Genomic DNA, 12,416 nt, shown 5'->3' with positions numbered 1-12,416 from the left:
TTTCAAATGAGTATGCATCACAAGAAGTAAAGGTGTATGAAGAAAGAGACGGTGGATGGATAAAAATTCATACGGATCTGGGTTTTAAGTGGGTGTGCTTAGCTGAGAAGAAAGTAAATATAACGAAAAACTTCGTTACATATAATGAATCGTCATTATCGTCGGGTATTTCAGGCGAGTATACTCCGCAAGAAGTGACGGTTGTTGAAGAAAGAGAAGGCGATTGGATTAAAATTCATACTAGTTTAGGCTATAAATGGGTATGTCTAACTGAAAAAAAAGTACAGATTGATAGAGACTTTACTACTTATGATGCTCCGTCACGCTCTGCGAAAATTTTATCGTATTATGGACCACAAACAGTAACTGTGGTAGAAGAAAGAGGAACGTGGCTTCGAATAAGTACATATGCAGGATACCAATGGTTGGACACGAAAAAGGAGACAAAGTATTTATCTAAAGTTTTTTTTGCATATGACAGCCCTAGTTTTGTATCGCGTGTATCAGGGAAATATTCTCCCCAAACAGTAGAAGTTTATGGCGAAGGAGAAGGCGGTTGGATTCAGATACAAACTAATAATGGTTTGAAATGGGTTAATGAAGGCAATGTTAATCGTAGTCAAGTGATATTGAACGTACCATCAATTTATCAATTCCCAGAATTACACAATGGCTGTGAAGTAGTCTCTTTACAAATGCTTGTGGAACATCAAATTGGTCGTTCATTAAATAAAGTAGCATTTGCTTTTGAAATGCCTTTTGATCAAACGAAATTAAAGAACTATAAAACATCATCACAAATTTGGGGAGATCCAGATGTAGGATTTGTAGGTGATGTGACAGGAAATACGCCAGGATATTCTATTAATCCAGAACCATTAAAAAGATTGTTAGATAAATATGCAAGAGGAACGAACTTAACAGGAAATGATTTTTCAGTACTGGAAAATTATGTGCGAAATGGGAAACCAGTTGTTACTTGGGTAACTGTAGCACTAAATAATCCAAGACCAATTACAACATGGAAAACACCAGGTGGAAAAACAATTTATGGGCGAATGAATACTCATGCGGTTGTTTTAACAGGTGTCGATGATAATTACGTGTACTATAATGATCCATTTTATGGGACGAAAAATGTTAAAGTGAGTAAGAGCCACTTTGCAAGTATTTATAATCAAATGGGCAAGAAGGCTTTAAGTGTAGATTAAATAAAAAAGGTTATCCGAAGATTATTTCGGATAACCTTTTTTTCTACAATGAAATCTTTAAATGAAATATATTTCATCTGCATCTTATATTTATATCTCTTGTTTATTCTAGTGATACATCCGATGCGAAGTGATGTAAAACGTATAAAAGGAGAGATATAAAATGAAAAAGAAACTATTACCAATCTGTGCAATGGCACTTTTAACAGTAGGATATTCTTCAGTAGCAAGCGCGGATACTGGAACAGTAACAAAGGAAGAATCAGCGCAGCTGCAACAAGATAAAGCGAAAAAAGAAGCAGCGATTAAGGAACAGCAAAAAAGTGTAGAAGAGAAAAAGCAAGCGGCACAAGTACAAGAAAAAAGTGATATGGCTAAAAAAGAAGAAGCGATAAAAGCAGGGCAAAAGAATGAAGTAAGGAAAAAAGAAGAAGCACAAGTACAACCAAAAAATGATGCGGCAAAAAAAGAAGTAGCGAAGCCAGTTGTACAAGGTGAAAAATTACCAAATACAGCATCAAATAATGTAGCAATGATGGCATTAAGCGCATGTCTTGTAGGGATAGGGACATTATTTGGTTTGAATCGTCGTAATAAAGTTAAGGCGTAAATAAAATATTTTTCTATAAAGAATGGGATAATTTCATATATTAAAAATGGTAGGTTATTCCTACCATTTTTTGCATGGAGGGATGAAGCATGAAGTTACTCAATTATATTGGTATCATATTGATGGCCATAGGGCTATTCATGGGATCGTATTACGCTGTGGAATGGTATAAAGGAAAAAGCGCTGCGCAAGAATTAACGAATGAGGAAATAAAGAGCCTTAAAAATATACAAGATACTCACCTTTCTCATGAAACGCCTGTAACTTCCAAAGTACCTTCTTCTCAAACAGAGCATAAAGAAGGAGAAAAGGTAGCGGTGTTAAATATACCGAAAATAAAGAAGAAGTTTTCTGTATATTGGGAGGCGAATGATACAACTTTGGAAAAAGGAGTTGGTATGTTCGTTAGTGATTTAACGACAACGCCATCTGGAGGGGGGCATACTGTACTAAGTGGGCACCGGGATACTGTATTTACAGATTTAGGAGAGTTAAAAGAAAAAGACACTCTTGTTTTAGAGTATGATAATAAAACTTACACATATGAAATTCAAAAGATATGGATTACCCATGCGGATGATCGGACTGTTATTATAAAAAAAGAAGAACCAATATTAACACTGACTACTTGCTATCCATTTGATTATATAGGAGATGCACCAGATAGATATATTATCGAGGCGAAGTTAACTGCTAGTTATTCAAAATGAAGTGATAGTTTTTGAAAGCAGGAGGGGATATATAAGTTATGGCAAAAAATATTTTAATTGTGGAAGATGAAGATATATTACGTGAAATATTAAAAGATTATTTTTTAAGTGAGCAATATATAGTGTTTGAAGCGAGAGACGGGAAAGAAGCTTTAGTTGTATTTGAGGAAGAAGAGGTTGATTTAGTTATTTTAGATATTATGTTGCCGGAACTTGATGGGTGGTCCGTTTGCCGAAGAATCCGTAAAACATCCGAGGTTCCTATTATTATGCTGACGGCACGTGTAGAGGAAGATGATACGTTACTTGGATTTGAACTTGGAGCGGATGACTATGTGACAAAGCCATACAGTCCTCCAATTTTATTAGCAAGAGCGAAAAGATTGTTAGAAAGTAGAAAAGTGACAAAGCAACTTTTAGAGAATGAAGATGATACATTATCAATCCACGGTATTCACGTTCATTTTCCGTCGCGCACTGTTACGGTAGATAGAACAGACATTAATTTAACACATACAGAATTTGAAATATTAGCGTATTTTATGAAAAATCAAGGGATTGTTTTAACACGGGAGCAATTGATTTCAAGAATTTGGGGATATGAATTTGCTGGTGACGATCGAACGGTTAATAGTCATATTCGTAATTTAAGAAATAAATTAGGAGAGAAAGCAAAGTACATTACAACTGTAGTACGAACAGGTTATAAATTTGAGGGGAATGTATGAGAAAAGGGATTGTACTAAAACTATTTACCCTCACAACAGCATTATGTATGTTAATTTTAGCGACGATATTTATTGGACAAACGATATTTTTTAAACAATATTATGCGAATCGAAAAGTGGAAGATATTAAAGTGAATTTAAATTCCTTCGAAAAGAATTATTTGAACTATGCAGGAAGTGCAGAAGGGATTCAGAAGCTGGAGCAGGACTTTTTAAGAGAAAATAATACGTGGATTACGACATTGGATCAGAATGGGAATTTAAAACATGTGGATGATTTTTATGTAGAGGTTACTTTGGAACGTAGGGCGGAAAAGGAGTTTGGAAAAAAGGTAATCAAGATGCCTTTGTACTATCTCATGAGTATAGATGAAATTGAAGGTGGGACACTACCTAAGTTAGAAGGACGCTCAGTCTATTTTTATGGGCTAAAACGAGACGATAGTTTTATCACATGTTATGTACATATAGAAGATTTAAATTTGAGTTGGCTGAATAAATCGTTAGGTAAAAAAATAGCTGCAAAAGAAATTCAGATGAGTGATGGGAGGCCAAAAGTTGCTCAAGATTCTAGCGCTATGGAAAGAAACAAAGTTGCTGGAGTTATGAGTGCTGAGGAACAGAAGAGGGCGGCTCAAAATTCGGACTTTAATCTAGCAGGGAAAATTACGAAAGTACAATTCCCTGATGTAAAAGGCCCCATAAATCCAATTTATAAAAACACTTTATTTTTGGATAGTATAAAAGAATTTCAATCGGATGTAGTACTAAAAGAGAGTAATCAAATAGAGTATTCAACAAAGACAATGGACTATGAAAAAAATGATATTAAATATAAATTATTACTGAAGCCAATAAAAGAAAAAGACGGATCGGTCACATATATATATGCGATGGCTTCTTTACAACCTGTAGATGAAGCTGTACAAATGGTGCAAGATTATTACATCTATATCATTGCATTTGTAGTCGTTCTCATTTTTCTAGCCTCTTTCTATTACTCTAAACAAATTGCAAAACCATTATTAAAAATAAATGATACGACGAAGAAAATAGCGCATTTAGATTTTACAGAAAAAATACCGATTACTTCAAAAGATGAAATTGGAGATTTATCGAAAAATATTAATGTACTATCAAATAAACTCCATTCGCATATTGGACAGTTAGAAGAAGATATTGAAAAGGAAAGAAAGTTAGAAAAGACGCGAAAAGAATTCATTTCTGGTGTTTCGCATGAACTAAAAACTCCGCTGAGTATTATGAAAAGCTGTATTTCTATTTTAAAAGATGGAGTAGCGGAGCATAAAAAAGAGTACTATTTTCAGGCGATGGAACGGGAAGTAGATAAAATGGATACGTTAATTTTAGATATGCTTGAGTTAGCTAAATTTGAGTCAGGTACATATAAAATGAAAATGGATTTATTTTATATTGATACAGTAATTGAAGATATATGTGAACATCTTTCTGTAGAAATAGAGAAAAAAGAACTTTGTGTTCATAAAAATATAGGTCCATTTGAAGTGATGGCAAATCAAGGCCGGATCGAACAAGTCATCGTAAATTTCATTACGAATGCCATACGTTATACACCAAATAAAGAAGATATTATTATTTCCACAATAGACGGGAAGGATCGTATAAAAGTGTGTATTGAAAATAAAGGTACCCACATTGGAGAGGAACAATTAGATAAAATTTGGAATCGTTTTTATCGCGTGGATGCAGCTCGTCAGCGTTCACAAGGTGGAACAGGGCTTGGACTTGCAATTTCAAAGAATATTTTAGAACTGCACGATGCTGAATATGGGGTAAAGAATACAGAAGATGGTGTGTTATTTTACTTCTATTTACCGAAAAAAGCGTAGACAATACATGTTACGCTTTTTTAATTTAACTTCATATTATCTTTACCTAATCTTTATTTTGGAGCAGTATACTTTGGATAGAAAATGAGGTTATGTAAGGAGTAGATTAGCCGTGAATAGCAATTTACTAGGTGTGATTGTATTTATTTTCTTTTGTGCATTTATTGTATTTATTATTGATATTACGATATGAAAAAAGAGCGCTCATTAGGCGCTCTTCTTTTCTCTATTCATTTGATAAGCACCGATGCTTTTGAATAAGCGTGGTGAAGTTGTAAATAAAAGAATTAGTAATACAGTACATAGTATGAAAGAGCCGATCATTGTACTGCCGTTTACAATTAATGAATATAAGACAGCTGATTGTCCTTTAGGTGCATATTGACCAAAGAAAATAATGCCAGCAATAAAGTGACAGAAATAACGTGCAAAGCTGCCGACAAATGTGGCAAGTATAATGTAAACGAGTGCTTTTTTGCCTTTGTTCTGTTTTGGTTTATCTTTACGACTGCCAAAATTGGAATGATCTGCATTACTGTTGTCTGAGGCAAGTGCTTTTTGAATTGGACGATAGAATAAACCAGCAAAGCCGATAAAGGCAAAGGCAACGAAGTACTCAATGAATGCTTGCACCGGTGTTAGAATGTAGGCATCACCTACGACAATTTGTAATAGTCCCCAAATTAAGCCTCCTAAGAAAGCCATTTTGAAGCCCCAGCGGTATGCGATAATAAAAATAGGAATCATTGCAAATGAAATGGAACCACCTGTTGGAAGTTTAAGTGATAATGGTAAAATGTCGATAATCATGGCGAAGGCTGCAAGAATAGCAGATTCGATCATCGCTTGTAAATTGGTGTTACGCATGTTGTCTCCCCCTAAATCCAAGTTGTACAAAAAAAAGAATAGATATCATAGGAGGATACGAAATACGTAAATAAAAAAGAGGTATGTATTTCGGACGTTTGCACAATCCCTGCGCTAGTATTAACTAACAGGTTCTAAGGGTCGGAACGAAGTGTTCCCTCTCAGCGATAAGGCTCCCCCTGTGATAACGAGATTCTTTATTTGCTATTGTTTATTGTAAGCGAAATGGATGAGAATGGCAAATGAACCTAGTATGACAATGTTTGAAATAGAATTGTAGCGAAATGTTAATAAATATGAAGCGAAAGGGTATAGTCCAAATGAAATAGAGTATGATATAATTTTTTTGAAAATAATTATCATTCTCTTCTGAGGGGGAAGGTTATGAGCTTAGTAGATATTAAAATTGGTGAGAAAGTGTTAGTAAAAAGTATTCAGTCGTTAGATCAGTTATTGAAGCGTAGACTAGCTGCTTTCGGTCTTGCGGAAGGAAGCGAGCTTCGCATAAAACAGAAAGCGATGTTTAAAGGTCCTTGTACATTGGAGTGTCGCGGACAGTTAATTAGTATTCGTCATTGTGACGCGAAAATGATAAAGGTGGAATTAGCGTGAATAAGGTTGCTTTGCTAGGGAATCCGAATACAGGGAAAACATCATTATTTAATGCACTTACTGGTTCTTATGAATATGTAGGAAACTGGAGCGGTGTAACAGTAGAAAAGAAGGTTGGTAAATTAAAAGATAAGCAAGGAACATTAATCGATTTACCAGGCGTCTATGATTTAAATCCAGTTTCACGTGATGAAGGTGTCGTTACGAATTTTCTACTAACAGACGAATTCCATCATATGTTAAATATTGTGGATTCTTCGCAATTTGAGCGAAATATGCATTTAACTTTGCAATTACTTGAATTTGGTAAGCCGGTTTCAATTGGCTTAAATATGGTTGATGTGGCGAAGCAAAGAGGAATTGTTATCAATGTAAAACGATTATCAGAAATATTAGGTGTAACAGTCGTTCCTGTCATCGCAAGAACCGGAAAAGGCTGTGAAGAATTACTTACGACTCTTAAAGAAAATGACAAAAAAGAGAAAGAACCATTCATTATTTCATATGGTGTACAAGTGGATGAAGGGATTGGAGAGATAATCGCTCTTTTAGAGATAGCGAATTATGAGCATCCAAGATGGTTAGCCCTTCAATTTCTAAGCAATAACGAAGTAGTAGAAAAAGAAATGAAAGCACTATCAATTTATAAGGAACTTGTAGCCGTTCGATCTCGCTTAGAAGAAAAACTTGATTGTACGTTAGAGGAGCATATTTACAAGACTCGTGAAGCGTATATTGAAAAGTTAAAAACAAATGTTATGAAGCATGAGAAAGAAGGGGAAATTCCTTTTTCGGAAAAAATCGATAAGTTAATTACACATAAAATTTTAGGACTTCCAATCTTTTTAGCAGTTATGTTTTTTATTTTTCAGGTTACGTTTACGTGGATTGGTACACCTTTATCTGATATGCTTGATGGATTTTTTGGAGGGCAACTTACTGATTGGGTTACAGCTGGGCTCACAAGTGTTGGCGCTTCTGACTTTATTCAAGCACTCGTTACAGAAGGTATTATTGCGGGCGTTGGTGCAGTATTAGTATTCGTTCCACAAATCTTTGCACTATTCTTCTTCATTTCATTATTAGAAGACTCAGGGTATATGGCGCGAATTGCAGTTGTTATGGATAGAATTATGGAGTTTTTCGGTTTAAACGGAAAAGCGTTCATTCCGATGATTATCGGTTTTGGATGTAACGTTCCAGGTATCATGGCTGCGAGAACGATTGAACAAGAAAAAGAACGTTTACTTACAGTTTTAGTAACACCATTTATGTCTTGTTCAGCACGTTTACCTGTATATGCATTATTTGCGGGAGTGTTCTTCCCTAATAGTCAGGCAACTGTTGTGTTCTCTTTATACGTTGCAGGTATTGTTCTTGCATTACTTGTTACAAAAATTATGTCTCTTACGATTTTGAAAGCGGAAAAATCTATTTTCGTAATTGAATTACCGCCTTACCGTGTGCCACAAGCGAAAACGTTATGGCTGAGCACATGGGAGAAAGGAAAAGGATTTGTTCGTAAAGCTGGTACATTCATTTTCGGTGGATCGGTTGTCATTTGGTTATTAAACTATGCAGGCCCATCAGGATTTGGTGTCGATATGGGAGATAGTTTCTTAGCGATGATTGGTGGATTTATCGCGCCACTATTTGCACCGCTCGGTTTTGGAACTTGGCAAGCTGGGGCATCTCTTTTAACAGGATTTTTAGCGAAAGAAGTTGTCGTTTCTACAATGGCAATTATTTATGCGGTTAAAGAAGATGTGCTAGGAAATGTAATGGGGGCACATTATACTGCTTTATCAGCGTACGCATTTATGTTCTTTGTCTTATTATATGTTCCATGCTTAGCGACAGTAGCTGTTATTAGACGCGAAACAGGATCGATGAAATGGACAATTTTCTCAGTCGCTTATCCATTAGTTGTTGCTTATGTATTAACGTTCATTATATACCAAGTTGGGTCCTTACTCGGATTCTAGAAGGAGATGTATTACGATGATGGTCAATATTATAATTGGAGCTATCATTTTTGGTTATGCAACATATACGCTAGTGAATTTTGTAAAGAGAAGTAAAAAAGGAAAATGCGCAGCATGTTCTTTAAATAAATCATGTCAGTCACAAACTTGTAGTCCGGATATGGAGCAAATTGCTCATAATAAATAGAAAAAAGCTTTGCGAATTTCGCAAAGCTTTTTTACTTATTTTTTAATTGTAACAAGTTGAGCGGATTCTACACCAACTTTTCCAGGGAACTCTTTACTAGGGTCTTTATCGAATTTTAGTACACCTACAGATTTTTCCTCACCTTTTACATTTCCGTAAGTTGTATCGTCAACAATTGCGAACATATCTGCATATGCGCGGCCACTTCCGATAATTGTGTTGCCTTCATATTTTAATTTTGCTCCATCAAGTGTAGCATTTTCTACTTTATCTTTTGCAAATAATACACCTTGGTCCGCTGTTACAGCTGGTAATTTATCAATTGCTTTTGTGTCGTCATTTTTATCGACTTTTTTCAGTAATTCTTTTTTAACAAACTCTTCACCAGTTTTTTTATCCATTACAAGAACTTTTTTATCTTCAAGTGTTGTAAGTTTCATTTTATACATATCTTTTTCTTTTACTTCTTTTTTGTTTTTATCTGCAATTTGCGTGACTTGCTCTTCTGTTCCGTATAATACAAAGCCGTTCGCTTTTTCTCCTAATAAAGAACAACCTGATAATGCTCCGAATGAAATTGCTGCTGCTAATCCGATTCCTACTAATTTTTTCATGATGATTTCTCCTTTTTATATGTTTTATAGTAAATACAGTTTTTGTATTAGTTCTGAAATGATGAGAAGCTTGTTCGTTGCTTCTGGTATTAGTGTATAAGAAATATGGAGATGCAACTATCGAGTTAGCTTACAGTAACATTACAATTATGTAATTTAGTGAAAGTACGTAAAAATAAGTTAATTTTGAGAAAATAAATAATAAGAATATAGTAGGAATACAATATTCTATCTAGAATGTCATATTATATTGTATGTATTTTGGAAATAACATGTAAGGACATCTTTGTTTTGTTATAATAAACACATAGGTCGTAAAAATGAATATTCTTACTGTAAAGGGAGATTTTTGAGTTTTCCAAGTAGCGAATTTGAAATATGAGGTATATCATAGGAGGAATTTGGATGTCTGTATTTAAGCGATTAAGAGATTTAACAATGTCGAATGTGTATTCATTAATTGAGAAAGCGGAAGATCCAGTTAAGATGACGGATCAATATTTACGCGATATGCAAGCGGACGTACAAGAGGCTGAGAAAAGTGTAGCTGCTCAAATCGCGCTTGAGAAGAAGTTTAAATTATTATTTGAAGAGCAAGAAGCACTTGTGAAAAAACGTGAAGAGCAAGCTCATATGGCTGTTCAAGCAAGCAATCTTGATCTTGCGCGTCGTGCTCTTGAAGAAAAACAAAACGCAGAGCAAAAGATGAATGAATATAAAGCGAGCTATGAGCAAAATAAAGCTGCTGCTGATAATCTTCGTGCGAAGCTAGAAGAAATGCGTAAACAATTAACAGAGCTGAAAAATAAACGTGAAACACTTGTAGCACGTGTAAATGCAGCGAAAGCACAAAAGAATATTAATCAGGCGATGTCTGGATTCGATTCAAATTCAGCAAAAGCTGGTTTAAGCCGTATGGAAGAGAAAGCTCTTCAATTAGAGGCTGAGGCAGAAGCAAGTGGTGAAGTGTACAAAAAAGAAAAGTCATTAGATGATGAATTTGCAAGCTTAAATAAAAATTCTGCTGTTGACGATGAATTAGCTCGTATTATGAAGCAGTACGAGAAATAATATAGAATAGACAAAGAAACCGACATGTCTGAAGAGAATTCATGTCGGTTTTCTATTATCTTTTAGAGGAGGTTTTGCAATGACGTGGACGAATGTTTTAGCCATGCTTGTATGGACTGGAGCAAGTGCGGTACTTTTATTTGCAATTATGTGGGTTGATTCGATTTTTACAAAATACAATGATTTAAAAGAAATAAAAAACGGGAATACAGCTGTAACAACTCGTTTCGTTATGAAATTATTCGCTCAAGGATACATTTTGTCACAATCGATTACGAAAGCGAATGACTTATGGCAAGCACTTCTTGCTTCAGCAGTTTCTTTCGTTATTTTATTAGTGGTAGAAATGTTCATTGAGTTTGTGTTAAAGAAAATGTCAGGTTTAGATTTAGAAGAAGGAACGAAAGAAGGCAGCGTAGCGCATGCGTTGTTAGCTGGTTCATTACATATCGTTGGGGCACTTATTTTAGGTGCTTGTTTATAAAGAGAAAAGGAGGGGTAGATTGTGAGCTTATTTAAGCGTATTAAAAATATAATGAAAAGCCCGGAGCCGCCAAAGCCAGAAAAGAGTCTTTTAACGTTGGCTCCTGGCGATATGATTGAAGTTTCGTTAGTAATGTACGAATTAACTGGGAAAACGAGCATGCATTCTCGCAAGGAGATCGTTTTAACTTTGCAGGACGGGAAAGATATTCGTTATTTAAAAATTGAAGACCGTGAAAATACGTATTACAAATTGTATACACCGATTGACGGTCGTTTAGATTCAATTGATGAAATTCCGACGACGATTGAAATGGATGATATAGAGTATCATATGGAAGAACAATATAATGGACGTGTTGTTGTTATGGGGAAAACGCCATTCGCTGCTTCAGAAGAACAGTACGTATGGGAATTCCAGTCTGACAACCGCAAATTATTACGTGTTGAATGGCAAAATGGTCGCACAATGATGTATGAGGGAGAAGCAATTATTCCTGCTGATGTACAAATCATAAGAGCAACATAAGGGGGGCGTAATCATGTCAAACCGATTGTTTACCATGATTAAATCGTTCGTGATCCCTATACTTGCTATCGTTACATTACTTGTTATTGCCGGTTATGCTTTATCGGGCTGTCAAAGTGGTCAGGCGAAGTCAATTCAGGACCGTTATCCGCTAGAGTCTGTCGCAAAGGATGGTAAACAAGAATCTTACGTGTATAGGGCTGCCAATCGGTCAGTTCCTGAAGTTGCAAAGGAACTTATAGCCGAAAGGAAACCGAAGCAAGCATCTAAAGAAGACGAAAATCAAATGTTTCTCGTTTATTCTGATAAAATGTATAATCTTCAAAAGGATAAAGAGAAACCATCTGATACGTTAATTGAAATAAGTAATGAAGAATTTGTTCGTCAAAATTACCAACCATCCTTCTTACAAGGATATATTATGGGGAGTATATTAAACGATATATTCGGTTCACGGAAATCATCATACGGTGATTATCGCGGATATAACGACAGACAAAATCATAAACCGGTTATCCCGGAAAGACCACCTACGAAAGAAGAAAAGAAAACCCCGCCTCCAATTACGAAGGAAGGGAAAGGATCTATCATTAAGCGGGGAGATAATGTAGATCCGAAATCATCTGTAGGTGATAAAGGAAGTATTACGGAAAAAGGAAGTAATACGACACCTCCGCCTTCTACCGGAAGCAAAGGGAAAATCACGAAAAATCCAGGTGGATCGAGCGGATCTGATGTGAAGCCGAAATCATCTATTAAAACTCCGCCAAAGAATACGTCTCCCCCGAAAACGAGGGTCGGTGGTTCAGGAAAGATTACGAAGAGAAGATAGTATAGAGACCGAAAAGTGGAATTTGCTTTTGATATTATCCCCTTTAAGTAGACAGTGTAAAAAGACCATGTACATACATGGATGTTACACTATTACTTGGAGGGGA

14 protein-coding genes and 1 riboswitch are annotated in these 12,416 nt (G+C 35.5%); of the genes, 12 read left to right on the top strand and 2 right to left on the bottom strand.

The features are described from left to right. The 5 genes from JDS80_RS29525 to JDS80_RS29505 all read left to right on the top strand — a co-directional run. A partial coding sequence (locus tag JDS80_RS29525; protein ID WP_199640687.1) for a C39 family peptidase occupies positions 1-1,211 on the top strand: 1,211 nt, incomplete at its 5' end. 163 nt (positions 1,212-1,374) lie between these two features. Then, entirely contained in the window at positions 1,375-1,821 is a 447-nt protein-coding gene (locus JDS80_RS29520) for an LPXTG cell wall anchor domain-containing protein (RefSeq protein ID WP_098889445.1), read from the top strand. Between the two features lie 89 nt (positions 1,822-1,910). Further along, positions 1,911-2,531, top strand: a complete 621-nt coding sequence (locus JDS80_RS29515) for a class D sortase (RefSeq protein WP_098889444.1) — start codon at positions 1,911-1,913, stop codon at positions 2,529-2,531. Positions 2,532-2,569: 38 nt separating this feature from the next. Next, the gene (locus tag JDS80_RS29510) at positions 2,570-3,259 is read left to right on the top strand and encodes a response regulator transcription factor (RefSeq protein ID WP_199640686.1); all 690 of its coding nucleotides are present in this window, start codon (positions 2,570-2,572) and stop codon (positions 3,257-3,259) included. After that, positions 3,256-5,130 (top strand): sensor histidine kinase, encoded by a 1,875-nt coding sequence (locus JDS80_RS29505; RefSeq protein WP_199640685.1) that lies wholly within the window; start codon positions 3,256-3,258, stop codon positions 5,128-5,130. The genes JDS80_RS29510 and JDS80_RS29505 overlap by 4 nt, the downstream gene beginning before the upstream one ends. Positions 5,131-5,337: 207 nt before the next feature. Here the strand turns inward: JDS80_RS29505 and thiT are convergent, their stop codons facing one another. Next, entirely contained in the window at positions 5,338-5,997 is a 660-nt protein-coding gene (gene thiT / locus JDS80_RS29500; protein WP_098889441.1) for an energy-coupled thiamine transporter ThiT, read from the bottom strand. A gap of 88 nt (positions 5,998-6,085) precedes the next feature. Next, a riboswitch (TPP riboswitch) is annotated at positions 6,086-6,187 on the bottom strand. A gap of 194 nt (positions 6,188-6,381) precedes the next feature. On the opposite strand from thiT, the gene JDS80_RS29495 reads away from it, so the two are divergent. Genes JDS80_RS29495 through JDS80_RS29485 form a run of 3 tightly spaced genes read left to right on the top strand, consistent with a single transcriptional unit; the run spans position 6,382 to position 8,781 of the window. After that, on the top strand, positions 6,382-6,609 hold the full coding sequence (locus JDS80_RS29495; RefSeq protein ID WP_000060510.1) for a FeoA family protein: 228 nt from the start codon (positions 6,382-6,384) through the stop codon (positions 6,607-6,609). After that, on the top strand, positions 6,606-8,594 hold the full coding sequence (gene feoB / locus JDS80_RS29490) for a ferrous iron transport protein B (RefSeq protein WP_098889440.1): 1,989 nt from the start codon (positions 6,606-6,608) through the stop codon (positions 8,592-8,594). Before JDS80_RS29495 ends, feoB begins: the two co-directional genes overlap by 4 nt. 16 nt (positions 8,595-8,610) lie before the next feature. Further along, positions 8,611-8,781 carry a FeoB-associated Cys-rich membrane protein gene (locus JDS80_RS29485; protein WP_098889439.1) on the top strand — a complete coding sequence of 57 codons (171 nt, stop codon included), beginning with the start codon at positions 8,611-8,613 and terminating at the stop codon, positions 8,779-8,781. A gap of 35 nt (positions 8,782-8,816) precedes the next feature. On the opposite strand, the gene JDS80_RS29480 is transcribed toward JDS80_RS29485, so the two are convergent. Then, positions 8,817-9,395 carry a lipoprotein BA_5634 family protein gene (locus tag JDS80_RS29480; protein WP_199640684.1) on the bottom strand — a complete coding sequence of 193 codons (579 nt, stop codon included), beginning with the start codon at positions 9,393-9,395 and terminating at the stop codon, positions 8,817-8,819. A gap of 405 nt (positions 9,396-9,800) precedes the next feature. Here JDS80_RS29480 and JDS80_RS29475 point away from each other — a divergent pair, with 405 nt between their 5' ends. From JDS80_RS29475 to JDS80_RS29460, 4 genes are all read left to right on the top strand, one after another. Then, positions 9,801-10,466 (top strand): PspA/IM30 family protein, encoded by a 666-nt coding sequence (locus JDS80_RS29475; protein ID WP_071710946.1) that lies wholly within the window; start codon positions 9,801-9,803, stop codon positions 10,464-10,466. Positions 10,467-10,545: 79 nt separating this feature from the next. Beyond that, the gene (locus JDS80_RS29470; RefSeq protein WP_098889437.1) at positions 10,546-10,950 is read left to right on the top strand and encodes a DUF350 domain-containing protein; all 405 of its coding nucleotides are present in this window, start codon (positions 10,546-10,548) and stop codon (positions 10,948-10,950) included. A gap of 21 nt (positions 10,951-10,971) precedes the next feature. Next, complete coding sequence (locus JDS80_RS29465; RefSeq protein WP_000051748.1) at positions 10,972-11,478, top strand: DUF4178 domain-containing protein; 507 nt, start codon at positions 10,972-10,974, stop codon at positions 11,476-11,478. Positions 11,479-11,491: 13 nt separating this feature from the next. Further along, positions 11,492-12,310 (top strand): DUF4247 domain-containing protein, encoded by an 819-nt coding sequence (locus JDS80_RS29460; protein WP_098889436.1) that lies wholly within the window; start codon positions 11,492-11,494, stop codon positions 12,308-12,310. Positions 12,311-12,416 lie beyond the last annotated feature (106 nt).

It is taken from the genome of Bacillus cereus group sp. N8, from assembly GCF_016483685.1.
Lineage (GTDB): Bacteria > Bacillota > Bacilli > Bacillales > Bacillaceae_G > Bacillus_A > Bacillus_A proteolyticus.
Note: the sequence above shows the minus strand (reverse complement) of the source record. Positions and strands in the feature narration are given on the sequence as shown.

What these genes read in the sequence shown, in the direction of transcription:
- JDS80_RS29510 (WP_199640686.1), top strand. Translation starts at nt 2,570, where the DNA reads ATGGCAAAAAATATTTTAATTGTGGAAGATGAAGATATATTACGTGAA.
- JDS80_RS29460 (WP_098889436.1), top strand. Translation starts at nt 11,492, where the DNA reads ATGTCAAACCGATTGTTTACCATGATTAAATCGTTCGTGATCCCTATA.
- JDS80_RS29505 (WP_199640685.1), top strand. Translation starts at nt 3,256, where the DNA reads ATGAGAAAAGGGATTGTACTAAAACTATTTACCCTCACAACAGCATTA.
- JDS80_RS29520 (WP_098889445.1), top strand. Translation starts at nt 1,375, where the DNA reads ATGAAAAAGAAACTATTACCAATCTGTGCAATGGCACTTTTAACAGTA.
- JDS80_RS29475 (WP_071710946.1), top strand. Translation starts at nt 9,801, where the DNA reads ATGTCTGTATTTAAGCGATTAAGAGATTTAACAATGTCGAATGTGTAT.
- JDS80_RS29470 (WP_098889437.1), top strand. Translation starts at nt 10,546, where the DNA reads ATGACGTGGACGAATGTTTTAGCCATGCTTGTATGGACTGGAGCAAGT.
- JDS80_RS29515 (WP_098889444.1), top strand. Translation starts at nt 1,911, where the DNA reads ATGAAGTTACTCAATTATATTGGTATCATATTGATGGCCATAGGGCTA.
- thiT (WP_098889441.1), bottom strand. Translation starts at nt 5,997, where the DNA reads ATGCGTAACACCAATTTACAAGCGATGATCGAATCTGCTATTCTTGCA.
- JDS80_RS29495 (WP_000060510.1), top strand. Translation starts at nt 6,382, where the DNA reads ATGAGCTTAGTAGATATTAAAATTGGTGAGAAAGTGTTAGTAAAAAGT.
- JDS80_RS29480 (WP_199640684.1), bottom strand. Translation starts at nt 9,395, where the DNA reads ATGAAAAAATTAGTAGGAATCGGATTAGCAGCAGCAATTTCATTCGGA.
- JDS80_RS29485 (WP_098889439.1), top strand. Translation starts at nt 8,611, where the DNA reads ATGATGGTCAATATTATAATTGGAGCTATCATTTTTGGTTATGCAACA.